The organism is Kribbella sp. NBC_00709 (assembly GCF_036226565.1).
In the GTDB taxonomy this organism is placed as follows: domain Bacteria; phylum Actinomycetota; class Actinomycetes; order Propionibacteriales; family Kribbellaceae; genus Kribbella.
This window is the reverse complement of record NZ_CP108996.1, coordinates 3,282,248-3,305,192: the sequence shown is the minus strand read 5'-3', so window position 1 is coordinate 3,305,192 and position 22,945 is coordinate 3,282,248. Positions and strand designations below refer to the sequence as shown.

The 22,945-nt window shown below is 68.7% G+C and carries 20 protein-coding genes; 11 read left to right on the top strand and 9 right to left on the bottom strand.

Annotation, left to right across the window (positions count from 1 at the left end; translation table 11 throughout):
- The first annotated feature begins 37 nt into the window (after nucleotides 1–37).
- The 3 genes from OHA18_RS16325 to OHA18_RS16315 all read left to right on the top strand — a co-directional run bounded on the left by OHA18_RS16325 (nucleotide 38) and on the right by OHA18_RS16315 (nucleotide 2,220).
- A complete protein-coding gene (locus OHA18_RS16325; RefSeq protein ID WP_329004946.1) occupies nucleotides 38–373 on the top strand; it encodes a tetratricopeptide repeat protein in 336 nt (111 codons plus the stop codon).
- A gap of 135 nt (nucleotides 374–508) precedes the next feature.
- Entirely contained in the window at nucleotides 509–1,621 is a 1,113-nt protein-coding gene (locus OHA18_RS16320) for an LLM class flavin-dependent oxidoreductase (RefSeq protein WP_329004945.1), read from the top strand.
- Nucleotides 1,618–2,220 (top strand): FMN reductase, encoded by a 603-nt coding sequence (locus OHA18_RS16315; protein WP_329004944.1) that lies wholly within the window; start codon nucleotides 1,618–1,620, stop codon nucleotides 2,218–2,220. Before OHA18_RS16320 ends, OHA18_RS16315 begins: the two co-directional genes overlap by 4 nt.
- Here the strand turns inward: OHA18_RS16315 and OHA18_RS16310 are convergent.
- A complete protein-coding gene (locus OHA18_RS16310) occupies nucleotides 2,206–2,979 on the bottom strand; it encodes a TetR/AcrR family transcriptional regulator (protein ID WP_329004943.1) in 774 nt (257 codons plus the stop codon). The genes OHA18_RS16315 and OHA18_RS16310 overlap by 15 nt on opposite strands.
- A 94-nt stretch (nucleotides 2,980–3,073) precedes the next feature.
- On the opposite strand from OHA18_RS16310, the gene OHA18_RS16305 reads away from it, so the two are divergent.
- Complete coding sequence (locus OHA18_RS16305; RefSeq protein ID WP_329004942.1) at nucleotides 3,074–4,015, top strand: ATP-binding cassette domain-containing protein; 942 nt, start codon at nucleotides 3,074–3,076, stop codon at nucleotides 4,013–4,015.
- Nucleotides 4,012–4,806, top strand: coding sequence for an ABC transporter permease (locus OHA18_RS16300; RefSeq protein WP_329004941.1), 795 nt, complete (start codon nucleotides 4,012–4,014; stop codon nucleotides 4,804–4,806). Before OHA18_RS16305 ends, OHA18_RS16300 begins: the two co-directional genes overlap by 4 nt.
- Here the strand turns inward: OHA18_RS16300 and OHA18_RS16295 are convergent.
- Together OHA18_RS16295 and OHA18_RS16290 are read right to left on the bottom strand one after the other, a co-directional pair.
- Nucleotides 4,733–6,439, bottom strand: a complete 1,707-nt coding sequence (locus OHA18_RS16295) for an ABC transporter ATP-binding protein (protein ID WP_329004940.1) — start codon at nucleotides 6,437–6,439, stop codon at nucleotides 4,733–4,735. The genes OHA18_RS16300 and OHA18_RS16295 overlap by 74 nt on opposite strands.
- Nucleotides 6,440–6,738: 299 nt before the next feature.
- Nucleotides 6,739–7,506 (bottom strand): SDR family NAD(P)-dependent oxidoreductase, encoded by a 768-nt coding sequence (locus tag OHA18_RS16290; protein WP_329004939.1) that lies wholly within the window; start codon nucleotides 7,504–7,506, stop codon nucleotides 6,739–6,741.
- Nucleotides 7,507–7,588: 82 nt separating this feature from the next.
- Here OHA18_RS16290 and OHA18_RS16285 point away from each other — a divergent pair, with 82 nt between their 5' ends.
- On the top strand, nucleotides 7,589–8,128 hold the full coding sequence (locus OHA18_RS16285) for a GNAT family N-acetyltransferase (RefSeq protein WP_329004938.1): 540 nt from the start codon (nucleotides 7,589–7,591) through the stop codon (nucleotides 8,126–8,128).
- A 33-nt stretch (nucleotides 8,129–8,161) separates the two neighbouring features.
- Nucleotides 8,162–8,593, top strand: coding sequence for a GNAT family N-acetyltransferase (locus tag OHA18_RS16280; protein ID WP_329004937.1), 432 nt, complete (start codon nucleotides 8,162–8,164; stop codon nucleotides 8,591–8,593).
- Here OHA18_RS16280 and OHA18_RS16275 read toward each other — a convergent pair.
- Genes OHA18_RS16275 through OHA18_RS16250 form a run of 6 tightly spaced genes read right to left on the bottom strand, consistent with a single transcriptional unit; the run spans nucleotide 8,565 to nucleotide 15,398 of the window.
- The gene (locus OHA18_RS16275; RefSeq protein WP_329004936.1) at nucleotides 8,565–9,380 is read right to left on the bottom strand and encodes a bifunctional allantoicase/(S)-ureidoglycine aminohydrolase; all 816 of its coding nucleotides are present in this window, start codon (nucleotides 9,378–9,380) and stop codon (nucleotides 8,565–8,567) included. The genes OHA18_RS16280 and OHA18_RS16275 overlap by 29 nt on opposite strands.
- Nucleotides 9,377–10,717: an allantoinase AllB gene (gene allB / locus OHA18_RS16270; RefSeq protein ID WP_329004935.1), complete on the bottom strand. Its 1,341-nt coding sequence runs from the start codon at nucleotides 10,715–10,717 to the stop codon at nucleotides 9,377–9,379. Before allB ends, OHA18_RS16275 begins: the two co-directional genes overlap by 4 nt.
- Nucleotides 10,714–11,907 (bottom strand): glycerate kinase, encoded by a 1,194-nt coding sequence (locus OHA18_RS16265; RefSeq protein WP_329004934.1) that lies wholly within the window; start codon nucleotides 11,905–11,907, stop codon nucleotides 10,714–10,716. The genes allB and OHA18_RS16265 overlap by 4 nt, the downstream gene beginning before the upstream one ends.
- Complete coding sequence (gene gcl / locus OHA18_RS16260) at nucleotides 11,907–13,682, bottom strand: glyoxylate carboligase (RefSeq protein ID WP_329004933.1); 1,776 nt, start codon at nucleotides 13,680–13,682, stop codon at nucleotides 11,907–11,909. Before gcl ends, OHA18_RS16265 begins: the two co-directional genes overlap by 1 nt.
- Nucleotides 13,682–14,674 (bottom strand): 2-hydroxy-3-oxopropionate reductase, encoded by a 993-nt coding sequence (locus OHA18_RS16255; protein WP_329004932.1) that lies wholly within the window; start codon nucleotides 14,672–14,674, stop codon nucleotides 13,682–13,684. The genes gcl and OHA18_RS16255 overlap by 1 nt, the downstream gene beginning before the upstream one ends.
- Nucleotides 14,586–15,398 carry a hydroxypyruvate isomerase family protein gene (locus OHA18_RS16250; protein ID WP_329004931.1) on the bottom strand — a complete coding sequence of 271 codons (813 nt, stop codon included), beginning with the start codon at nucleotides 15,396–15,398 and terminating at the stop codon, nucleotides 14,586–14,588. The genes OHA18_RS16255 and OHA18_RS16250 overlap by 89 nt, the downstream gene beginning before the upstream one ends.
- 153 nt (nucleotides 15,399–15,551) lie before the next feature.
- Between OHA18_RS16250 and OHA18_RS16245 the strand changes: the two genes are divergently transcribed.
- From OHA18_RS16245 to xdhB, 4 genes are all read left to right on the top strand, one after another.
- Nucleotides 15,552–17,084: a PucR family transcriptional regulator gene (locus tag OHA18_RS16245; protein WP_329004930.1), complete on the top strand. Its 1,533-nt coding sequence runs from the start codon at nucleotides 15,552–15,554 to the stop codon at nucleotides 17,082–17,084.
- A gap of 123 nt (nucleotides 17,085–17,207) precedes the next feature.
- Complete coding sequence (gene uraD, locus OHA18_RS16240; RefSeq protein ID WP_329004929.1) at nucleotides 17,208–19,136, top strand: 2-oxo-4-hydroxy-4-carboxy-5-ureidoimidazoline decarboxylase; 1,929 nt, start codon at nucleotides 17,208–17,210, stop codon at nucleotides 19,134–19,136.
- The gene (locus OHA18_RS16235; protein ID WP_329004928.1) at nucleotides 19,133–20,572 is read left to right on the top strand and encodes a xanthine dehydrogenase small subunit; all 1,440 of its coding nucleotides are present in this window, start codon (nucleotides 19,133–19,135) and stop codon (nucleotides 20,570–20,572) included. The genes uraD and OHA18_RS16235 overlap by 4 nt, the downstream gene beginning before the upstream one ends.
- Nucleotides 20,569–22,941 (top strand): xanthine dehydrogenase molybdopterin binding subunit, encoded by a 2,373-nt coding sequence (gene xdhB / locus OHA18_RS16230; RefSeq protein WP_329004927.1) that lies wholly within the window; start codon nucleotides 20,569–20,571, stop codon nucleotides 22,939–22,941. Before OHA18_RS16235 ends, xdhB begins: the two co-directional genes overlap by 4 nt.
- The last annotated feature ends 4 nt before the right edge of the window (nucleotides 22,942–22,945 follow it).

The following is a 22,945-nucleotide window of genomic DNA, read 5'->3' as shown; positions in this document are numbered from 1 at the left end:
GCGTGCCGTCCGCGGCGTTCTGCGAGCCGTGGAGGACATGCGTGCACTGAGCTACGGACTGGGACAGCAGTACTTCGAGGAGCGGGACTACCGCGGTGCGATCCGGGCACTGAAGCCGGTCGTCGACGAGACGCCGGACGATGTCGGGACGCGGCTGTTGCTGGCGCGGGCGTATTACCACGCAGCACTGCTCAAGCCGGCCGAGGAGCAGTTGCTCGAGGTGATCGAACGGCAGCCGACGGAGTACTACGCCCACTTGATGCTGGCGCGAACGCTCGAACGGCAGTCGCGCCGCGACGAGGCCGGGAAGTATCGGCGGATTGCCGCCGCGCTGACCGGTGACGACGAGTTGCTGGACGGTCATACCTTCTGACGAACACACTGAGGCCCGCGATCCTTGTCGGATCGCGGGCCTTCGGTGTGTCCGGAGTGGAATGACTCGCCGGGGATTGGCGTTCTGGGTGATATCAGTAGTTTAATCGTGAACTACTTAGGCTGAGGAGGGCCGATGCAGTTCGGGGTGTTCAGCGTTGGGGACGTGACCGAGGACCCGACGACCGGGACGACGCTCAGCGAGGGCGAGCGGATCAAGTCGATGGTGGCGATCGCGCTCAAGGCCGAGGAGGTCGGGCTGGACGTGTTCGCGCAGGGCGAGCACCACAACCCGCCGTTCGTGCCGTCGTCGCCGACGACCCAGCTGGGGTTCATCGCGGCGCAGACGTCGAAGATCATCCTGTCCACCTCGACGACCCTGATCACGACCAACGACCCGGTGAAGATCGCCGAGGACTACGCGATGCTGCAGCACCTGGCCGACGGCCGGGTCGACCTGATGATGGGCCGCGGCAACACCGGCCCGGTCTACCCGTGGTTCGGCCAGGACATCCGCAACGGCATCGCGCTCGCCATCGAGAACTACGCGCTGCTGCGCCGGCTCTGGCGCGAGGACGTCGTCGACTGGGAGGGCAAGTTCCGTACGCCGCTGCAGGGGTTCACGTCGACGCCGCGGCCGCTCGACGACGTACCGCCGTTCGTGTGGCACGGGTCGATCCGCTCGCCGGAGATCGCCGAGCAGGCGGCCTACTACGGTGACGGGTTCTTCCACAACAACATCTTCTGGCCGATCTCGCACACCAAGCAGATGATCGAGCTGTACCGCCGGCGCTTCGAGCACTACGGGCACGGCGCCGCGGACCAGGCGATCGTCGGGCTCGGCGGCCAGGTCTTCATGCGGAAGAACTCGCAGGACGCCATCAACGAGTTCCGGCCGTACTTCGACAACGCGCCGGTCTACGGACACGGCCCGTCGCTCGAGGACTTCAGCCGGGAGACGCCGTTGACGGTCGGAAGCCCGCAGCAGGTGATCGAGCGGACGCTGTCGTTCCGGGAGCACTTCGGTGACTACCAGCGGCAGTTGTTCCTGATGGACCACGCCGGGCTGCCGTTGAAGACGGTGCTGGAGCAGCTGGACATCCTCGGCGAAGAGGTCGTTCCGGTGCTGCGGAAGGAGTTCGCCGCACTGAAGCCGGCGCACGTACCGAACGCACCGACGCACGCCTCCCTGAAGGCCGCCGCCGAGCGCGCCCGCGACCTGGAGACCATCGAGGAGCCGGTCCAATGAAGGAACGCCTGATTGCTGTCGTGACGGCCGGGTTGACGACGCCGTCGTCGTCCCGGCTGCTCGCCGACCAGCTGTCCGCCGCGGTCGCGGACGAGTTGTCCGGGCGCGGGATCACCTCCCGCGTCGAGACGATCGAGGTCCGCGACCACGCTCATGATCTGACCAACAACCTGCTCACCGGCTTCCCGTCGGCCGAGCTCCGGGAGGTCCTGGACACGGTCGCGGCGGCGGACGCCCTCATCGTGGTCAGCCCGACATTCAGCGCGTCGTACTCCGGTTTGTTCAAGATGTTCTTCGACGTGCTCGACGACCAGGCCATGGCCGGCAAACCTGTCCTCCTGGGCGCGACCGGTGGCACCGAGCGGCACTCGCTGGTGCTCGACTTCGCCCTCCGGCCGCTGTTCGCCTACCTGAAGGCACTGCCGGTCGCGACGGGCGTGTACGCCGCGTCGACCGATTGGGGTCCGAACGCCGGGAAGCTGCGGCCGCGAATCGCTCAGGCAGCGAGCGAGCTGGTCGCCGCACTGCAGCACGACGCCCCTCCGAAGGCTGATCCCTTCGCCAACCCCACGCCCTTCGAAGACCTACTGAACAGCTGATCTCGACGCGATCAGCTGGGCGAGGCCGTCGAGGATTGTGGCCAGTCCGAACGTCAGGGCATGGGCCGGATCCAGCGCCGACTGGAAGTGCTCGCCCACTGCCGTGCCGACCCGGCCGGCGAGGGGGAAGTGGGTGCCCGACACGACCGTGGTGAGCGTGGGGGAGATCTGACGCCACCACTCCTCGTCGCTCAATCCGGAGTCGCGCTGGGTGCGGAGTTGTTCGGCACCGGCGCGCGCGGTGCCCTGGACGTGGGTCAGGACGAGAGCCAGCGCGGAATCCATCTCCACATCGGTCAGGCCCAGGTCGTCCAGCGGGCGTAGCTCGGTCTCGTACTTGCGGGTGATGTTCGGGCCCAGCGCCGTACGCATCGTCGGGACCTCGTGGATCCACGGGTGCGCGGTCAGGATCTCCCAGTTGCGGTGGGCAATGAATTCGAGCGCGCCGCGCCAGCCGCCGGGCTGCTTCACCGGCTCGACGGCGTCGGCGTACAGGTCGCCGTACACGCGGTCGAACATCAGGTCGGTCAGCTCACCCTTGCCCGGCACGTGCGTGTAGAGCGACATCGTGCCGACCTTCAAGCGGTCGGCGACCATCCGCATCGAGAGCGCCTCGAGACCGTCGCTGTCGGCGAGCTCGACCGCCGCGTCCACGATCGCGCGCACGGTCAGACCGGAGCGGCCGGGTTTGGCGTGGCTCCCCCAGAGCAGCGCCAGACTGCGCGCCGGATCGGGCGCAGCCGCCTTCCTTCCCGCCACCGGAACCTTCTTCCACCGCTCGTCGTTGAACGCATCGTACCTGAGCCGTACAATGTACGGTACACTCTACGGCTCAACGATCCGAGAGGTGGGAATGACTACGGAACGAGTGATCGAGGCCGTCGGCGTCCGGAAGAACTACAGGGGCGGCACGGAGGGTGCGGGGCTGAACGGCTTCGACCTCGACGTCACGGTCGGCACGGTGACGGGCCTGCTCGGTCCGAACGGCGCCGGCAAGACGACGGCAGTGCGGATCCTGTCCACGCTGCTGGAGATGGATTCCGGTACGGCGACGATCGCGGGGTACGACGTCCGCCGGCAAGGAGCGGAGGTACGACGGCGGATCGGGCTGGTGGGGCAGTACGCCGCTGTCGACGAGGTACTCACCGGGCGGCAGAACCTGGAGCTGTTCGGGCGGCTGAATCATCTGAAGAATCACAGGAGCAGGGCGAACGAGCTGCTGGAGCGGTTCAGCCTGACGGAGGCGGCCGGGCAGGCGGTGAGCAAGTACTCCGGCGGGATGCGCCGGCGGCTCGATCTCGCGGCGAGTCTGATCGTGGCACCGCGGGTGCTGTTCGTCGACGAGCCGACGACGGGACTGGACCCGGCCGGGCGGATCGAGGTGTGGTCCGCCGTACGCCAGCTGGTCGACGGCGGTACGACGGTGTTGCTGACGACGCAGTACCTGGAGGAGGCGGATCAGCTGGCGAACCGGATCTCGATGCTCAAGGAAGGGAAGGTCGTTGCCGAGGGCACTCCTGACGAGTTGAAGACGCGGTTGGGATCGGACCGGCTGGAGCTGGTGCTCGCGGATCCGGCCGACGTGCCGCGGGTCGTGGAACTGGCCGGATCGCTGGCGGACGGCGAGATCCGGGTGGCCGACGTACGCGTGAGCGTGCCGGTGAAGGATCGCACCAAGGCGTTGGTGATGATGGCGACCTCGTTGCATGAGGCAAGGATTGAACCGGAGGACATCACGTTGCGGCGGCCGACCCTGGACGAGGTCTTCCTGCACCTGACCGGGGCGGCCGCATGAACGGCCTCGGATGGGCGCTCGCGGACAGTTGGACGATCGCGCGCCGGACGTTGACGCACTGGCGGATGCAGCCGGGGCTGGTGCTGTTCCAGTGGTTCTTCCCGGTGCTGATGCTGCTGATGTTCGGCGGGCTGCTGGGCGGGGCGATGGAGTTCCCGGACGGTTCGTCGTACTACGAGTTGCTGGTGCCGGGGATCTTCGCGCTGGCGATGTTGTTCGGGCTCGAGGGCACGATGACGGCAGTCACCACTGATGTGTCGAAGGGGGTGACGGACCGGTTCCGGTCGTTGCCGATGAGTTCGACGGCGGTGGTGCTCGGACGGTGCATCGCGGACATGCTCGACTCGGTGGTGACGCTGCTCGTGCTGGTCGCGACCGGGCTCGCGCTCGGATGGCGCTGGCACGACGGGTTGCCATCGGCACTCGCCGCCTTCGGGTTGTTGCTGCTGCTGCGGTTCGCCCTGCTGTGGGTCGGCATCTTCATCGGTCTCACCGTGAAGAACGCGCAGAGCGTGACGATGGTCCAGGTCCTGGTCTGGCCGATCGGCTTCCTGTCCAGCACGTTCGTCGCCACGTCGACGATGCCGGCCTGGCTGGGCACGATCGCCCAGTGGAACCCGCTCTCCGCCACCGCAACCGCCACCCGGACCCTCTTCGGCAATCCCGACCCGTCATCCACCGCCACCTGGATAGGCACGCACGCCGGACTCGCCGCTGTCATAGCTCCCGTGCTGCTGACAGCAATCTTCCTTCCCCTCTCGGCCCACCGCTTCCGGACTCTGTCCCGCTGAGCTTCACGATGCGGTCGGCGTAGGTGAGGAGGCTTGGGTCGTGGGTGATGAGGATCGTGGTGCGGTTCTGAGTCAGGGATCGGAGTGGGGTGATCAGGTGGTGGGCTGACTCGGCGTCCAGGCCGGCGGTTGGTTCGTCGAGGATCAGGACGGGGGTGTCGCGGAGGAGGGCTCGGGCGAAGGTGAGGCGTTTGAGTTGGCCACCGGAGAGCCTCGGCGCGGACGGGTCCAGGCGGGTGTCGTAGCCGTCGGGGAGGGCCGCGATGAAGTCGTGGGCGGCGGCTGAGCGGGCCGCGGCGACGACTTCTGCGTCGGTGGCTTCAGGGCGGCCGTACGCGATGTTCGCTCGGATCGTGTCAGGCAGTACGAGCGTCTGCTGCGAGAGCAACGTGATGCTCTCGCGCAGGCGCCGTACCGGCAGAGACGACAGCGGTACGCCGTCCAGCCGGATCGTGCCGGCGGTGGGGTCGTAGAAGCGGAGTAGGAGCTTCGCGATCGTGGACTTGCCGATACCACTCGGGCCGGTGAGGACCACGAACTCGCCGGGCTCCACAGTCAGGTCGAAGTCGGTGAGTGCCGGGCCTGCGCTTGGGTAGTGGAATCCGACCCGGTCGAACTCGAGGCGTCCGCGCACGTGGTCGAGTTCGACCGGGTGTTCCGGGTCGGTGATGGACGGAGTGACGGAGAGAAGTTCGGTCAGGCGTTCGGTCGCCGCGGTAGCGGCCGTGGCGGTCAGGTTGAGTTCGCCGAGACTGCGCAGCGGCGGGTACAGGTACCCGAGGAACGCCGCGAACGACAGCAGCGCGCCGAGCGTCATCCGGCCCTGTGAGATCTCCCAGACACCCAGGCCGATCACGCCGAGCACGCACAGCGTCTCCAGGACCTCGACCACCTGCTCGTAGAGCTCGCTCCGGCGCGCGCCGCTCACCGATGCGCGCATCCAGGAGACTGCCTCGCGATCCAGCCGGCTCTGCTCGGACGGTTTCCGGTCGTACGCCTGCGTCAGTTCGATCAGGCCGAGCGACTCCTCCAGGACCGAGGTGATCGCTCCGTCGGCGACCCGTTCGGAGCGGGCGAAACGTCTGATCGGACCGGAGAAGGTCTTCGCCGCCAGCCACAGCAGCGGCGCCAGGACGAACGTGACGAGGGCCAGGTCCCAGCGCAGCCAGAACGCCGCGGCCGAGAACAGTACGACGCGGAACACCGCCGAGATGACGCCGATCGTCGAGGAAACGACCAACTGCTCGATCGCCTCGACATCTCCACTGAGCCGCTCGACCAGATCGCCGCGCCGGTAGCGCTGGAAGAAGTCCGGCGGGAGGTCCTGCACGTGCGCGAACACGCGGGCGCGGAGTCGCCGTACGAACCTCTCACCGCTCCAGTGCGCGAGCGAGTTGCCGAAGTACCCGATGATCGCGCCGACGACCGCAACGGCCAGCCAGGCCGAGGCGGGATGCCAGAACGCGGCGAGTGAGCCCTGCTCCAGCGCGTTGTCGGTCAGGTTGCCGAACAGCAGGATCGCGACCGTCTCGCACAGCGCCGCCACGATCACACATGCACAGACCAGGCCGTACCACCGCCGGTCACCCCGCGTCTGCGGCCAGAACCGCGCGAACGCCTGCCGGATCGTCATCTTCAGCCTCCCCTTCGAACGCGCCGGTGGGGCCTGCGGAGTGCAGGCCCCACCGTCAGAGAACTGGGGTTCAGCGCGCGATCGGCCGGCGGCGCGGCGCCTTCTTGGCGGGCTTCTTGTGGCAGCTACCCTTCGGGGCCTTCGGCTTGAGCGGGGCGATCTTCTTGAAGCTCATGGCAGTTCTCCTTCGTGTTGGTTGTTGCCGCGGTCAACTGCTTGCGACAACCACGAAGTTAGTCAGCCAGGCTTGCGGATCCATCCGATGTTCCTGGCAACAGCCTCCGAACCGAGAACGTTGCCTAGGGCGTCAATTGGCCGCCGTTGATCTCGATGATCTGACCGGTGACGTACGACGACATGCGCTCGGACGCGAGGAACAAGATGGTGCCGACGCACTCGTGCGGAGTGCCGGTGCGGCCCATCGGGATGGCGCCGAGCATGGCCTGCATCTGCGCGTCGGCGGTGTGGCGCTCGTGGAACGGAGTCTTGATCACGCCCGGTGCGATCGCGTTCACCCGGATACCCTCCGGGGCGAGCTCCTTGGCCAGACCGCGGGTGAACGTGCTGACCGCACCCTTGCTGGTCGCATACACCACCGACCCGCCGGCGCCACCGGTCCGCCCGGCGATCGACGTGACATTGATGATCGAGCCGCCGCCCTGCGCCCGGAACACCGGCACGATCCGACGGCTCAGCGCGAATACCGAGGTCAGGTTCACGTCCAGGATCCGGTGGAACTCCTCGTCCGGTACGTCGGCGATCGGGGACCGGTTCACCAGGTCGCCGGCGTTGTTCACGAGTACGTCGATCCGCCCGTGCTGAGCGAGCACCGCGTCGATGAACGCGTCCGCCGACTTCGGGTCAGCCAGATCCGCCTGGTGCAAGGACGCCGTACCCCCGGCCGTCTGCACCGCGCCCACGGTGTGCTTCGCACCCTCCTCGTTGCGGTGGTAATGGAGCGCGACCGAAGCCCCGGTCTCCGCGAACCCCACCGCCGCCGCGGCCCCGATCCCACTGCTCGCCCCGGTCACCACGACAACCTGATCCCTGAAATCCAGATATCCCATGGGCCCTATCCTCTCCCGCTCCGGTCGCCGTAACGCGCCGTACGCGCGTCCGGTGAGATGGTGACGGCGGTAGATTCGATGGATGGGATACGCGCTCGGGGAGCTGGGGCTGCGGCGGTGGCGGACCGGGGATGCGCTGCGGCTGGCCGCGGCGCACGCGGATCCTGAGATGGTGAGCCAGGGCGGGATCGTGGATCGGGCGTCCGCGGTGGACTGGATCGGGCGGGTCGCGGATCTGGACAACGGGCACGTGTATGCCGTGGCAGACGCCGAGGATCACCCGATCGGGTGCGTCGCCGTGACGAACATCGACCGGCACCGGGTCGGCTGGACCTGGTACTGGACGCTCGCCGACGTCCGCGGCCACGGAGTCGCCCGGGACGCACTGCGCGCCCTCGCCGGCTGGGCGCACGAGCAGGCCGGGCTGTACCGGCTCGAGCTCGGCCACCAACTGAACAACCCGGCCTCCTGCGCGGTCGCCGCCGGTGCCGGCTTCCTCTCCGAAGGCATCGAACGCCACCGCCTGGCCTTCGACGGCACCCGCTACGACGTCGAACGCCACGCCCGCCTCATCACCGACCCCCTCACCCCACCCCAACGCCTGGTCCACATCACCAACTGAAACTGTCGGTGCCCGCGGCTAGCGTCCTGCGGTGTGGACCTCCTGCTGACCGATGCACCGACCGCCTCGGACGAGGCAGTCGTGTCGAACGGGCTGGATGACTTCAATCTCGCCGCCGCCGGCGTCCAGGACCGCCGGCCGCTGGCCGTGCTGATCAGGGAGGACGGCGAGACAGTGGGTGGGCTCACTGGCCGTACGTCGCTCGGATTGTGGTTCGTCGACCTGCTCTACCTGCCGGAGAAGCTCCGCGGCACCGGCCTGGGAAGCCGCATCCTGAGCGAGGCTGAAGCTGAGGCCCGCAGGCGTGGCTGCCTGAGCGGCGTTGTGTACACGATCCAGTTCCAGGCGCCGGAGTTCTACGCGCGCCACGGCTGGACCGAGTTCGGCCGGACCCCGATCGACGCCGACCGCAGCCGCGTCTTCTTCCGAAAGGACCTCAGAGAGTCAGTTTGGGGTGGCGGTTGACGTCTTTGTAGAGGAGGTAGCGGAAGGGGCCGGGGCCGCCGGCGTAGCAGGCTTGGGGGCAGAAGGCTCGGAGCCACATGAAGTCGCCCTCCTGCACCTCGACCCAGTCCTTGTTCAGCAGGTAGACGGCCTTGCCTTCCAGCACGTACAGCCCGTGCTCCATCACATGCGTCTCCGGGAACGGGATCACCCCACCCGGCTCGAAGCTGACGATGTTGACGTGCATGTCGTGCCGTACGTCGTCCGGGTCCACGAACCGCTGCGTCTTCCAGCGCCCCGCCGTGTCCGGCATCTCCCGGCCTTCGACGTCCGCCTCGTTGGTGACGAGCGCCGGCGGTACGTCGATCCCGTCCACCCGCTCGTACGCCTTCCGCACCAGATGGAACGTCGCCGCCGCGTCGCTGGTGTTCCGCAGCGTCCAGTCCCCGCCCGGCGGCAGGTACGCGTACCCGCCCGGCGCCAGCGCGTGCTTCTCTCCCGCGACCGTCAGCACAAGGTTGCCTGAGACAACAAACACCACGGCCTCGGCGGCCGGGTCGGTCTCCGGCCGGTCGCTTCCACCACCAGGCGAGACCTCGACGATGTACTGCGAGAACGTCTCCGAGAACCCGGACAGTGGACGGGCGATCACCCACAACCGCGTGTCGTCCCAGAACGGCAACCGGCTGGTGGTGATGTCGCGCATGGTGCCGCGCGGGAGCACGGCGTACGCCTCGGTGAAGACCGCGCGGTCGGTGGTGAGGTCGGTCTGCGCTGGCAGCCCGCCCTTCGGGGCGTAGTAGTTCATCGTTCTCCTCGGGTCAGCAGGCGGCCGCGCGGGTCGACGTCGATGTCGACCGGTTGGCCGCGGAGCCAGGTACTCCGGACGACGCCGGCGAGCGTGCGTCCGTCGTACGGCGTGATGGCGTTCTTGTGCTGGAGTTTCGTCGCGTCGACGGTGAAGGTCTCATCCGGGGCGAGGACGCAGAAGTCGGCGTCGTACCCGAGCTCGATGCCGCCCTTGGCGCCCAGACCGGTCTGCTTCGCGGGAGCGGCGGACATCCAACGGACGACATCGGAAAGGGTGAAGCCACGGCGGCGGGCCTCGGTCCAGACGGCGGGCAGACCGAGCTGGAGGGACGCGATGCCACCCCAAGCGGTGCCGAAGTCGCCGGTGTCGAGATGTTTCAGGTCGATCGTCGACGGCGAATGGTCGGAGACGACGAGGTCGATGGTCCCGTCGCGCAGGCCGTCCCAGAGCAGCTCACGGTTGGCGGCCTCACGGATCGGCGGGCAGCACTTGTACTGCGTCGCACCGTCGGGGATGTCCTCCGCGGTGAAGCTCAGGTAATGCGGGCAGGTCTCCGCGCTGATCCGTACGCCGTCCTGGCGCGCCTTCGCGATCAGCGGAAGAACCTCGGCGCTGGAGACGTGCAGGATGTGGACACGGCAGCCGGTTTCGCGGGCCAGGTCGATGACGCCCGCAACCGCCTCGTTCTCGGCAGCGCGGGGTCGGGAGCCGAGGAAGCCGGCGTAACTTGCGCCGTTCGGCGGGGTGGCTTCGTCGATGCGGTGGGCGTCCTCGGCGTGCACGATGAGCAGACCGTCGAAGCTGCTGATCTCACGCATCGCGGCCTCGAGCTGCTCCGCGTCGAGCGGCGGGAACTCGTCGACGCCCGAGTGCAGGAGGAAGCATTTGTCGCCGAACACGCCGGCCTCGTGGAGCGGGCGCAGGTCGGCGACGTTGCCCGGGATCGCACCGCCCCAGAAGCCGACGTCGACGTACGCCTGGGTCTCGGCAGTCTTGCGCTTCAGGGTGAGGGCCGGCACGTCGCAGGTCGGCGGGATGCTGTTCAGCGGCATGTCGATGATCGTGGTGACGCCGCCGCGGGCCGCCGCCTTGGTCGCGGAGGTGAAGCCCTCCCAGTCGGTCCGGCCGGGGTCGTTCACGTGGACGTGGGAGTCGACGAGACCAGGAAGCAGTACTTCGTCGTCCGCGAGGCGCAGGTCGGTGGTCGCCTGGAGATCGGCGTCGTACGGCGCGATCGCGACGATCCGTCCGTCGCGTACGCCGACCGCAGCCGCCTGCTCGCCCGCGGGCCGGACGACTCGCCGAGCCCGAATCACCAGATCAAGAGCGTTCATGCGCTGCCTCTCTCCCTTGCCGTCATCGTAAGGTGCTCGACCGCGATCCGTTCGCCAAGCTGTTCGAGCAACGGCGCCGGCTCGGCGATGCACCGCTGGACGTCCGGCTCGAGATCGGTGAGCGCATACGCCGCCCGCACCCCAGCCTCCTGCAGCTGGTGAGCCTCGAGCCGATTCACCCCACACACAACAACCACCGGGATCCCGCCGACCGCGGGAGCCGCGGGGGGCTGGGCGAGGTGGCGGTGGGCGGCTGCGGCCACTCCGGCGACGGCTTTACCGTGCAACGTCTGTTCGTCGAGTGCACCTTCGCCGGTGATGACGAGGTCGGCGTCGGCGAGCTGCTCCTCGAAGCCGACCATCTCCAGTACGAGCTCGATCCCCGGCCGGAGCTCAGCGCCGAGGAGGGCGAGCGCCGCGAACCCAACCCCACCTGCAGCACCCGCACCAGGCGTGTCCCGCAGATCCCGGCCGGTGTGTTCGGCGACCAGGTCGGCCCACGCGCTCAGCCTGCCGTCGAGTTCGACGACCTGCTCGGGTGTGGCGCCTTTCTGCGGCCCGTAGACAGCCGCCGCACCCCGGGGCCCGGTCAACGGATTGTCCACATCACAAGCCACCACCACCCGCACCCCCTCCAACCTCCCGCCCAACCCGACCGTCTCAGGGGTCAACCCCCGAGATGGTCCGTTGGCACCCGGCATACCGGCGGGGTAACCGGCAAGCTCAGGGGTCAACCCCGGAGATTGCGTCAGGGCGGCGATCAGGCCGGCGCCGCCGTCGGTGGAGGCGCTGCCGCCGATGCCGAGGATGATCTGGGTGCAGCCGGCGTCTAGTGCGGCGCCGATCACCTCGCCCGTGCCGTACGACGTGGCAGTGAGGGGAGCCGGGATGCCGCCGGGGAGGCGGACCAGGCCGGAGATGTCCGCGAGCTCGACGACTGCGGTGTTTCCGCGGCGTGCGTACCCCGACTGCACCGGTTCGCCGGTCGGGCCTGAGGCAACGACCGGCACCAGCGTGAACCCGGCGCCGACGGCAGCGGCGAGCGTCCCGTCACCACCGTCAGCCACCGGCACCGCAACCACGGTCGCGTCGGGGCAGACCCGCCGTACCCCAACACCAACCGCAGCCGCGACCTCCGCGCTGGTCAGACTTCCTTTGAATTTGTCGGAAGCAACTACTACCCGAACCATCAGTCCAGCAACGCGAGTGCGGTGGGCGCGTCGTCGGGGCTGATGGCGAGGTCTTCGAATTCGATGACGTTGTCGATCTCGACGCCCATGGAGACGTTGGTGACGCGTTCGAGGATGACCTCGACGACGATCGGAACCTGGTGTTCGACCATCAGCTTCTTGGCCTGTTCCAGGGCCGGCAGGATGCCGTCGGGCTCGAAGACCCGGAGGGCCTTGCAGCCCAGGCCTTCGACGACCTTCACGTGATCGACGCCGTACCCGTTGACCTCGGGACTGTTGATGTTCTCGAACGACAGCTGGACGCAGAAGTCCATGTCGAACCCGCGCTGCGCCTGCCGGATCAGTCCGAGGTACGAGTTGTTCACCACCACGTGGATGTACGGGATGTTGAACTGTGCCCCGACCGCCAGCTCCTCGATCAGGAACTGGAAGTCGTAGTCGCCCGACAACGCGACCACGGTGCTCTCCGGATCCGCGACCGCGACCCCCAGCGTCGCCGGCACGGTCCAGCCCAGCGGCCCGGCCTGGCCCGCGTTGATCCAATGCCGCGGCCGGTACACGTGCAGCATCTGCGCGGCCTGGATCTGCGACAGCCCGATCGTGCTGACGTACCGGACATCCGGTCCGAAGGCCCGGTTCATCTCCTCGTACACGCGCTGCGGCTTGATCGGCGTGTTCTCGAAGTGCGTCTTCCGCTGCAGCGCCGTACGCCGTTCGCGGCACTCCGCGGCCCACGCCGTACGGTCCGCCAGCCTGCCGTCGGCGGCCCATTCGCGCGCGACCTCGACGAACACCTGCAGCGCGGCGCGCGCGTCCGACACGACCGAGTAGTCCGGCGCGAACACCCGCCCGATCTGCGTCGGCTCGATGTCGACGTGGATGAACTTCCGCTCACCGCGGTACACGTCCAGGCCGCCCGTGTGCCGGTTCGCCCAGCGGTTGCCGATGCCGAGCACGACATCGGACGCCAGCATGGTGGCGTTCCCGTACCGGTGCGAGGTCTGCAGCCCGACCATCCCGGCGCTCAACGGGTGGTCGTCGGCGATCGCGCCCCATCCCATCAACGTCGGTACGACGGGGATCCCGGTGAGCTCCGCGAACTCGACCAGCAGGTCGGACGCGTCCGCGTTGATCACGCCGCCACCGGCGACGATCAACGGGTTGGCGGCGGCCCCGAGCATCTGGAGCACCCGCTCCGCCTGCGCCCGGGTGGCCGCCGGGCTTGAGACCGGAAGCGGCTCGTAGGTGTCGATGTCGAAGTCGATCTGCGCGAGCTGTACGTCGAGCGGCAGGTCGACGAGCACCGGTCCCGGACGGCCTTCACGCATCAGCTGGAACGCCTTCTGGAAGGTGCCCGGCACCTGCGCGGCCTCCATCACGGTCACCGCCCACTTCGCGACCGGCTTGGCGATCGACGAGATGTCGACGGCCTGGAAGTCTTCCTTGTGCAGCTTCGCGACCGGCGCCTGGCCGGTGATGCACAGGATCGGGATCGAGTCGGCGGCCGCGGAGTACAGGCCGGTGATCATGTCGGTGCCGGCCGGGCCCGACGTACCGATGCAGACGCCGATGTTGCCGGCGCGAGCCCGGGTGTAGCCCTCGGCCATGTGCGAGGCGGCCTCGACGTGGCGGGCGAGGACGTGCTTGATCCCGCCGTGGGCGCGCATCGCGCTGTAGAACGGGTTGATCGCGGCGCCGGGCAACCCGAACGCCTGCGTCGAACCTTCCTTCTCCAGGATCAGTACCGCGGCGTCGACCGCGCGCATCCGGGCCATCAGTTCACGTCCTTTCCGGAAAGCCGCTCGACACCGCGCAGCAGCGCCGAGTGGTCGAGACCTCCGTCGCCGTTCGCCCGCGCCGACGCGACCAGCTGCGCCACCAGGGCACCGAGCGGTACGACGACACCCGCCTCGCGGGCGGCCGCGGTGACGATGCCCATGTCCTTGTGGTGCAGGTCGATCCGGAACCCGGGCTGGAAGGAGCGCGACAGCATGTTCTCCTTCTTCTGGTTCAGCACCGTCGATCCGGCCAGGCCGCCACCCAGTACCTCCAGGGCGGCCTTGGTGTCGACGCCGTACGCCTCCAGGAAGACCACCGCTTCGGAGACGGCCTGGATGTTCGCGGCCACGATCAGCTGGTTGGCGGCCTTGACCGTCTGCCCCGAGCCGCTCGGGCCGACGTGGACCACGGTCTTGCCGACCACGTCGAACAGCGGCTTGGCCTCGGCGAAGTCGTCCGCCGAGCCGCCGACCATGATCGACAGGGCGGCGTTCTTCGCGCCCGCCTCGCCACCGGAGACCGGGGCATCGAGCAGGCGGAACCCGAGGGCGCGGGCCTGCTCGGCGAGCTGCTGCGTCACGTCGGGCCGGATGCTGGAGAAGTCGATGATCAGCGTGCCGGTCTCGGCCAGCTGGAAGACGCCGTCCTCACCCTCGAGCACGTCCTGGACGTCGGGTGAGTCGGGCACCATCACGCAGATCACGTCGGCGCCCTTGACCGCTTCGGCCAGCGAGCCCGCGGCGCGACCGCCGGCCGCGATCAGGTCCTTGGCGCGCTCCGGCGAGCGATCCAGCCCGGCCACGGTGTGGCCGGCGTTGGCGAGGTGGACGGCCATCGGGTTGCCCATGATGCCGAGGCCGATGAAGGCGATATTCGTCATGTCAGATCTCCTGGGGGTATCAGCGGCGCTCGAACGGCAGCCAGCCGAAGCTTGCGTCTGAGGTTGTGGACGGCTTGTACTCGAGTCCGATCCAGCCGGAGTAGCCATTCGCCTCGAGGGCGGTGAGCTGCTGGTCGAGCGGGAGCGTGCCGGTGCCGGGTTCGTTGCGGCCCGGCGCGTCGGCGATCTGCACGTGGGCGACCCAGTCGGTGTGGTCGGCGATCACCTTGTTGACGTCGTCGCCGTTGACCGCGAGGTGATAGAGGTCGGCGAGCAGGCCGACGTTCGGTACGTCGTACGCCGCCTGGACGCGATCGATCACGGCGAGGGCGTCGGCCGCGGTCTTCAGCGGGTACCGCTCGGCGCCGCTGACCGGCTCGACCAGGACGGTGGCGCCGATCCGCGCGGCGGCCCGGGCGGCGAGGGCGAGGTTCTCGACCGCGAGGTCGTCCTGCTCCTGCTCGCTGCTGCCGTCGACGCGGTTGCCGTACAGAGCGTTGAAGCCCTGGGTGCCGAGCCGCTCGCCGATGCCGACGGTGACGTCGACGTTGTCGCGGAACTCGCTGGACCGCTTCGGCCACGACACCAGCCCACGGTCGCCGCCGGGCATGTCGCCGGCGAAGAAGTTGAGACCGGTCAGCTGGACGCCGGCGTCGGTGATCGCGGTGACGAACGCGTCGACCTGCCGCTCCGGCGGGACCGCCTCGACGAACGGCCACCAGAACTCGACCGCGCTGAACCCGGCCCGGCGAGCGGCGGCCGGTCGCTCCAGCAGGGGCAACTCGGTGAACAGCAACGAACAGTTCACCGTGTACCGCAGTTGGTGGCTCATCCTGACTCCATTTTCCGTATTGCGGAACTTCATTTCTGTTCTGCGAAAACCATAGGGTGACCGGACGAGAGCGTCAAGGTCTGGATCGAGGGCCGGCGAGGGGGTGTCTCGCGTAGGCGCGCGCGTTGTACGTTCCTCTAAAGGAGGTGTGCCGTGCTGCTGGCCGAGTTGCTGGACGCGCCCGAGCTCGGGTTGCGGTTGCTGCATTCCGCGGGCGGAGTGCTGGATCGGCCGATCGGGCGGCTGGTCACCACCGACCTGCTGGAGCCGGGGCGGTACCTGAACGGCGGCGAGGTGGTGTTGACCGGGCTGGTCTGGCGGCGGCGGCCGATGGACAGCGAGGTGTTCGTGGCCTCGATGGCCGGTCGAGGGGCGACCACGATCCTGGCCGGGAAGGCGCAGCTGGGTGATGTTCCGGCGGACCTGCTCGACGCATGTCAACGGCACGAGGTCACGTTGATCGAGGTGCCGGTCGAGATCGCGTTCGCGGACGTGACGGAGTACGTCGCAGCGGCGGGATCCGCCGAGACCGGGGCCCGGCTGTCGGCGAGTCTGGTCCGCCAGCGGCAGCTGTTGTCGTCGATCGCGGCCGGTCGCAGCCTCGACGAGCTGGCGGCCCGGATCTCAGCGGAGATCGGGCACGACTGTCGCGTGCTGACCCCGACCGGGCGCCACGTCGTACCGGGGCCGGGTGAGCTCGATCCCGATGCGATCGACGCGGTGACCCGCAAGTTCCTGACCGCGGATCGCACGCCTGCGGTGGCGATGACGATCGATGCGTCGTACAGCCTGTTCCCGGTCGGATCCGGGCTGGGGAACCGCCTGACGGCCTGGGTCGTGGTGATCGAGGGCGATCACAACGAATGGTCCCGCGACCACGTCGAGGCGGTGCACGAACTGTGCGCGATCGCCGCGCTGGACCGCGCCCGCCGAGACGAGGGCAGGCGGGCGCTCCGGCCGTTGGTCGCGGACGCGCTCGCGATGGTGGAGTCCGGCGCCGCCCAGGCCGAGGTCGCGGCGAGGCTGAAGCAGGCAGGAGCGCCTTCGGAGCGACCGATGGTCATCGCCGTCGCAGAGCTCCGCGACGACGGGCCGGGTGAGGTCGCGCTGAGCCTGCTCGAGGACGTCGCGTTGACGGTCGGCCCAGCGGTCGTCGCGCCCGCACGCGACGGTCTGCTGGTCGGCTTCCTTCCCTCCACGCCCGGCCTGCCTGAGCACCTGCGACGAGCCTTCGGCCGGCTCGCCCCGGGCCTGAACCGCGGGCGTCTGGCAGTCGGCATCAGCGGCGAGACGTCAGTCGACGCACTCGCCGGTGCACTGGAAGAAGCACGCTTCGCGCAGCGTGCAGCCGGCGCCGGCCGCGCGCCGGTGTCGGTGGTCACCTCGGACGAGGTCGCGTCCCACGTCCTCTTGCTCGCCACACTGCCCGACGACGTACGGCGGACGTACACCAACCGCGTCCTCGGAGCGGTCCTCGAGCACGACCGCCGTACCCATGCCGACCTGCTCACCACGCTCCAGGCGTTCCTCGCCTGCTCGTGTTCCTGGACCCGTACGGCGGAGTCGCTGCACCTGCACGTGAACACCGTTCGCTATCGGATCGAACGCGTTGAGCAACTGACCGGACGCGATCTGTCGACCCTCGAGGACCGGGTCGACGTGTTTCTCGCGCTCAAATCGCTCTAGTTGTGTGATCACACAAAGGGATGTGTTCATGAGCGGTTCATCTTCGGATGTTCACCGGGTGCCATCGCGGCTCGAGTAAGCCGATGCTCGGGTGCAGGTCAAAACCCCGAGGAGCGTGTCCCGATGAAGGCAGTCCTGCGACCCAGTAGCCGGCAGACCAGCCGCCACCCCGTCGACCAGCTGCTGCCTCCGGGCAAGCTGGCGGTGTACGGCGCCCAGCACGTGCTGGCGTTCTACGCCGGAGCGGTGATCGTACCGATCCTGCTCGCCAGCGCGATCGGTCTCAGCACCGAGCAGCTCATCCACCTGATCAACGCCGACCTGTTCACCTGCGGCATCGCCTCGATCATCCAGTCCGTCGGGTTCTGGAAGGTCGGCGTCCGGCTGCCGCTGCTCCAGGGCGTGACGTTCACCGCGGTGTCGCCGATGATCGCGATCGGCCTGGCCGCTGGCGGTGGGACGGACGGTCTGCTGGTGATCTACGGCGCCGTCCTGGTCGCCGGCCTGGCCACCTTCTTCATCGCGCCGTACTTCAGCAAGCTGATCCGGTTCTTCCCGCCAGTCGTGACCGGCTCGGTGATCACGATCATCGGCCTGGCGCTGCTTCCGGTCGCGGCCGGCGACGCGGTCGGCGGGGCCGGCCCGGACGCCGCACCGACCAGTGCGAAGAACATGGCCTACGCACTGGGGACGCTGGCCCTGATCGTGCTGATCCAGCGGGTCTTCAAGGGCTTCATGGCGACCATCGCCGTACTGATCGGCCTGGTGGCCGGGACGCTGGTGGCCTGGGCCTTCGGCGACGCGCACTTCGGCGCGGTCGGGGACGCGGCGTGGGCCGGGGTGACGACACCGTTCTACTTCGGCTGGCCGAAGTTCTCGGTGGCGGCGATCATCTCGATGGTCGTGGTCATGCTGATCACCGCGGTGGAGACCACCGGTGACGTGTTCGCGACCGGCGAGATCGTCGAGAAGCGGATCGGCCGCGAGGACATCGCCCGGGCGTTGCGGGCCGACGGCCTGGCGACCACGATCGGCGGCATCTTCAACTCGTTCCCATACACCTGCTTCGCCGAGAACGTCGGCCTGGTCCGGCTGACCCGGGTCCGCAGCCGCTGGGTGGTCGCGACGGCCGGGGCGATCATGATCGTGATCGGGCTGCTGCCGAAGGCCGGCGCGATCGTGGCCGGCGTACCGCACCCGGTGCTGGGCGGCGCGGCGCTGGCGATGTTCGCCACCGTGGCCGTGGTCGGCTTCCAGACCCTGACCAAGGTCGACTTCCACGACCACCGCAACGTCGTCATCGTCGCGACGAGCGTCGGCCTGGCCATGTACGTGACCGCCCAGCCGCAGGTCGCACAGGCCGTGCCGGACTGGGCCGAGATCATCTTCGGCAGCGGCATCACGCTCGGCAGCCTGACCGCGATCTTCCTGAACATCCTGTTCCACCATGTCGGCAAGAACTTCGGCCCGGCGGTCGCGGGGCAGCCGGGCGACACGGTCCGGCTGGACCAGGTGAACAAGATGAGCCGCGAGGAGTTCGTCGAGACGTTCGGTGGCCTGTTCCAGGGTCCGCGCTGGGCCGTCGAGCGGGCCTGGGACATGCGGCCGTACGCCGACACGCACGCGCTGCGGCGCTCGTTCCAGGAGGCGTTGTTCTCCGGCTCGCGGGACGAGCAGCGCGACCTGATCCAGGCGTACCCGCAGCTCGGGTCGCAGTTCGTGGCCGACGGCCTCAGCGGGGAAGCGTCGCTGCGGGACCAGTCGGACAAGGGCCTCACCTTCCTCGGCGATCCGGAGCGGGACGCGCTGGCGGCCATCACGTCGGCGTACGAGGAGCGGTTCGGGTTCCCGTTGGTGATCTCGGTCCGCGATGCGGAGTCGTACGACCGGATCGTCGAGCAGGGCCGCGAGCGGCTGGACAACTGCGAGAACCAGGAGCACGCCGCCGCGCTGCTCGAGATCGCGAAGATCGCCGGCTACCGGTTCGACGACTTCGTCTCCGATGCCAACCCGATCCACAGCGCCCGTACCCGTTGGAGCAGCAACCGATGACTACACAAGCACTGCGCGCCCCCGCTGTGACGGTGAACGGCGAGTTCACCGCTCTCGGCGACATCGCCGTTCACACCACGGTGCTGGACTGGCTGCGTGACCGCGGTCTGACCGGGGCCAAGGAGGGTTGCGCTGAGGGCGAGTGCGGCGCTTGCTCGATCCTCGTCGCCCGGACCGGTGTCGACGCCCCGACCGAGTGGATCGCGGTCAACGCGTGCCTGCTGCCGATCGCGTCCCTCGACGGCCAGGAGCTGGTCACATCGGAGGGCCTCGGCTCGGCGGACGCGCTACACCCGGTGCAGCGTGAGATGGCGGTCCGTGGCGGCTCCCAGTGCGGCTACTGCACACCGGGCTTCGTCTGCAGCATGGCCGCGGAGTACTACCGCCCGGGCCGTACTTGTGGTGAGGGCGATGGGCATGAGCACGGGCCGAACGGCTTCGATCTGCACTCGCTCAGCGGCAACCTCTGCAGGTGCACCGGCTACCGCCCGATCCGCGACGCCGCCTACGCGCTCGAGGACCCGCCGGAGAACGACGCCATCGCGGTACGCCGCGACTCGCCCCCACCGGCCCCGGCACCCACCGGCATGGCGTCGCCCGAGGGCGAGTTCATCCGGCCCGGATCGCTCAGCGAAGTCCTGACGGTCCTGGGCGACCGGAACGATGCGGTGATAGTTTCCGGCTCGACCGATCTGGGTGTGCAGGTCAACATCTTCGGTTCGCGCCCCCCGCTGACGATCGCGATCGACCGCCTGGAAGAGCTCCGCGAGTTCTCCGTCGGCGCCGACGAGGTGCGGCTGGGTGCGGCGCTCACGCTGACCGAGATCGAGCGGCGACTGGCGGGGCGGGTCCCGCTGCTGGACGAACTGTTCCCGCAGTTCGCCTCGCGCCTGATCCGCAACGGCGCCACGATCGGCGGGAACCTGGGGACCGGATCCCCCATCGGAGACACCCCACCCGCACTCCTGGCACTGGACGCTTCCTTGGTACTGGCGTCCCGGCGGGGCGAGCGGGTGGTGCCGCTGGCGGAGTACTTCACCGGCTATCGGCAGACCATGAAGGCTGCCGACGAACTGATCAAGACGATCGTGATTCCGTTGCCCTTGGCACCTATGGCTGCGTTCCACAAGATCGCGAAGCGACGGTTCGACGACATCTCGAGCGTGGCCATCGGTTATGCGATCACCGTTGACGATGGCGTGGTCGCGGACGTGAAGATCGGGCTCGGCGGCGTCGCGGCGACTCCGTTGCGGGCCCGCGAGGCCGAGGCCGCCTTGATCGGCCGGCCGTGGACCGAGGAGACCGTGCGGATCGCGGCGGGCGTGATGGCGGCGGAGGGTACGCCGATGGACGATCACCGCGCGAGCTCGTCGTACCGCTCGGCGATGCTCGGCCAGTCGTTGCTGCGGTTCTACTTCCAGGGGGTGCAGGCATGAGCTCGCTGTCGGAGCGGCCGCTCCAGCCGGTCGTCGGCGTACCGATGCCGCACGAGAGTGCCGCACTGCACGTGACCGGAACCGCCTTATATACAGACGATCTGGTCATGCGGACGAAGGACGTGCTGCATGCGTGGCCGGTTCAGTCGCCGCATGCGCACGCGCGGGTGACTGCGCTGCGCGTGAAGCCGGCGTACGACGTACCTGGTGTGGTGCGTGTGCTGACCGCGGATGACGTACCGGGGGTGAACGACGCGGGCGTGAAGCACGACGAGCCGTTGTTCCCGGGTGAGGTGATGTTCAACGGGCATGCGGTGTGTTGGGTGCTTGCGGACACGCTAGAGGCTGCGCGGCTCGGGGCCTTGGCGGTGGAGGTTGAGTACGAGCCGCTGGCGTCGTTGGTGAGCGTTCGCGAGGCGATCGAGGCCGGCAGCTTCCAGGGCATCGGGCGGCATCTGGAGCGCGGCGACGTCGAGGGGGCGATGGCTGGCGCGGCGCACGTGTTCAGCGGGGAGTTCGAGTTCGCTGGACAGGAGCACTTCTACCTGGAGACGCACGCGGCGTTGGCGCTGGTGGACGAGTACGGGCAGATCTTCGTGCAGTCGAGTACGCAGCATCCCTCGGAGACGCAGGAGATCGTTGCGCATGTGCTCGGGCTGGCCAGTCACTCCGTGACGGTGCAGTGCCTGCGGATGGGTGGTGGCTTCGGCGGCAAGGAGATGCAGCCGCACGGATTCGCTGCGATCGCCGCACTCGGCGCGACGCTGACCGGGCGGCCGGTGCGGTTGCGGCTGAACCGGACGCAGGACATGACGATGTCGGGGAAGCGGCACGGGTTCCACAGTTCGTGGACGGTCGGGTTCTCCGAGGACGGCCGGCTGGTCGCGCTGGATGCGACTCTGACCGCGGACGGCGGGTGGAGTCTCGACCTATCGGAGCCGGTGCTGGCGCGGGCCATGTGTCACATTGACAATGCGTACGAGATCCCGCACGTCCGCGTCGACGGGCAGATCGCGAAGACCAACAAGACCTCGCAGACCGCGTTCCGCGGGTTCGGCGGGCCGCAGGGGATGCTGGTGATCGAGGACATCCTCGGGCGGTGCGCGCCGCTGCTCGGGTACGACGCCTTGGACCTGCGCCGGCGGAACTTCTACCAGCCGGGCGACTCCACGCCGTACGGGCAACCGGTGCGGCACGCGGATCGCCTCGAGTCGTGCTGGAGTCAGGTCATCGCGGGTGGTGACGTTGCTGAGCGGGTCAATGCTCTGGAGGCCTTCAACGCGTCGCACGAGCATGTGAAGCGTGGATTGGCGATGACTCCGGTGAAGTTCGGGATCTCGTTCAACCTGACCGCGTTCAACCAGGCCGGGGCCCTCGTCCACGTCTACAAGGACGGGTCGGTACTGATCAACCACGGTGGCACCGAGATGGGCCAGGGTCTGCACACGAAGATGCTGCAGGTCGCCGCCACCACGTTGGGGGTGCCGCTGGCGCGCGTACGGCTCGCGCCGACGCGTACCGACAAGGTGCCGAACACGTCCGCGACCGCGGCGTCGTCCGGCGCCGATCTGAACGGCGCGGCGATCAAGAACGCGTGTGAGCAGATCCGGGAGCGACTGGCGCAGGTCGCCGGCGGGCGGCTCGGGATCAGCCCGTCCGACGTACGGTTCGTCAACGGCGACGTACGCGGGTTGTCCGGTGACGGTCTGCCGTGGAACGAACTCGTTGGGGCGGCCTACATGCAGCGGGTGCAGCTGTGGGCGGCCGGTTTCTACCGGACCGAGGGCCTGCACTGGGACGCCAACGCGATGCGCGGCGAGCCCTTCAAGTACTTCGCGTACGGTGTCGCGGCGGCCGAGGTCGAGGTGGACGGGTTCACCGGGGCGTACACGTTGCGCCGGGTCGACATCGTGCACGACGTCGGGGACAGCCTGAGCCCGTTGATCGACATCGGCCAGATCGAGGGCGGGTTCGTCCAAGGCGCCGGCTGGTTGACGCTCGAGGACCTGCGCTGGGACGAGTCGACCGGCGACCGGCGCGGGCGGCTGGCGACCCAGGCGGCGAGCACGTACAAGCTCCCGAGCTTCTCGGAGATGCCAGAGGTGTTCAACGTCCGTCTGCTGGAGAAGGCCCACGAGGACGGCGCCATCTACGGCTCGAAGGCCGTTGGCGAGCCGCCGCTCATGTTGGCCTTCTCCGTCCGCGAGGCCTTGCGGCACGCCGCAGCCGCCTTCGGCCCCGCGGGAACAAGTGTCGACCTGCCTTCGCCGGCCACGCCCGAGGCCGTCTACTGGGCTCTGGACGGCGCCCGCTCCGGCAAGTCCTGGGACGGGACCGGCGCCTCGTCCCCGCAACCGGCGGGTGACTGAGATG

What these genes read in the sequence shown, in the direction of transcription:
- OHA18_RS16325 (WP_329004946.1), top strand. Translation starts at nt 38, where the DNA reads ATGCGTGCACTGAGCTACGGACTGGGACAGCAGTACTTCGAGGAGCGG.
- OHA18_RS16320 (WP_329004945.1), top strand. Translation starts at nt 509, where the DNA reads ATGCAGTTCGGGGTGTTCAGCGTTGGGGACGTGACCGAGGACCCGACG.
- OHA18_RS16315 (WP_329004944.1), top strand. Translation starts at nt 1,618, where the DNA reads ATGAAGGAACGCCTGATTGCTGTCGTGACGGCCGGGTTGACGACGCCG.
- OHA18_RS16305 (WP_329004942.1), top strand. Translation starts at nt 3,074, where the DNA reads ATGACTACGGAACGAGTGATCGAGGCCGTCGGCGTCCGGAAGAACTAC.
- OHA18_RS16300 (WP_329004941.1), top strand. Translation starts at nt 4,012, where the DNA reads ATGAACGGCCTCGGATGGGCGCTCGCGGACAGTTGGACGATCGCGCGC.
- OHA18_RS16295 (WP_329004940.1), bottom strand. Translation starts at nt 6,439, where the DNA reads ATGACGATCCGGCAGGCGTTCGCGCGGTTCTGGCCGCAGACGCGGGGT.
- OHA18_RS16290 (WP_329004939.1), bottom strand. Translation starts at nt 7,506, where the DNA reads ATGGGATATCTGGATTTCAGGGATCAGGTTGTCGTGGTGACCGGGGCG.
- OHA18_RS16285 (WP_329004938.1), top strand. Translation starts at nt 7,589, where the DNA reads ATGGGATACGCGCTCGGGGAGCTGGGGCTGCGGCGGTGGCGGACCGGG.
- OHA18_RS16275 (WP_329004936.1), bottom strand. Translation starts at nt 9,380, where the DNA reads ATGAACTACTACGCCCCGAAGGGCGGGCTGCCAGCGCAGACCGACCTC.
- allB (WP_329004935.1), bottom strand. Translation starts at nt 10,717, where the DNA reads ATGAACGCTCTTGATCTGGTGATTCGGGCTCGGCGAGTCGTCCGGCCC.
- OHA18_RS16265 (WP_329004934.1), bottom strand. Translation starts at nt 11,907, where the DNA reads ATGGTTCGGGTAGTAGTTGCTTCCGACAAATTCAAAGGAAGTCTGACC.
- gcl (WP_329004933.1), bottom strand. Translation starts at nt 13,682, where the DNA reads ATGGCCCGGATGCGCGCGGTCGACGCCGCGGTACTGATCCTGGAGAAG.
- OHA18_RS16255 (WP_329004932.1), bottom strand. Translation starts at nt 14,674, where the DNA reads ATGGCTACTCCGGCTGGATCGGACTCGAGTACAAGCCGTCCACAACCT.
- OHA18_RS16250 (WP_329004931.1), bottom strand. Translation starts at nt 15,398, where the DNA reads ATGAGCCACCAACTGCGGTACACGGTGAACTGTTCGTTGCTGTTCACC.
- uraD (WP_329004929.1), top strand. Translation starts at nt 17,208, where the DNA reads ATGAAGGCAGTCCTGCGACCCAGTAGCCGGCAGACCAGCCGCCACCCC.
- OHA18_RS16235 (WP_329004928.1), top strand. Translation starts at nt 19,133, where the DNA reads ATGACTACACAAGCACTGCGCGCCCCCGCTGTGACGGTGAACGGCGAG.
- xdhB (WP_329004927.1), top strand. Translation starts at nt 20,569, where the DNA reads ATGAGCTCGCTGTCGGAGCGGCCGCTCCAGCCGGTCGTCGGCGTACCG.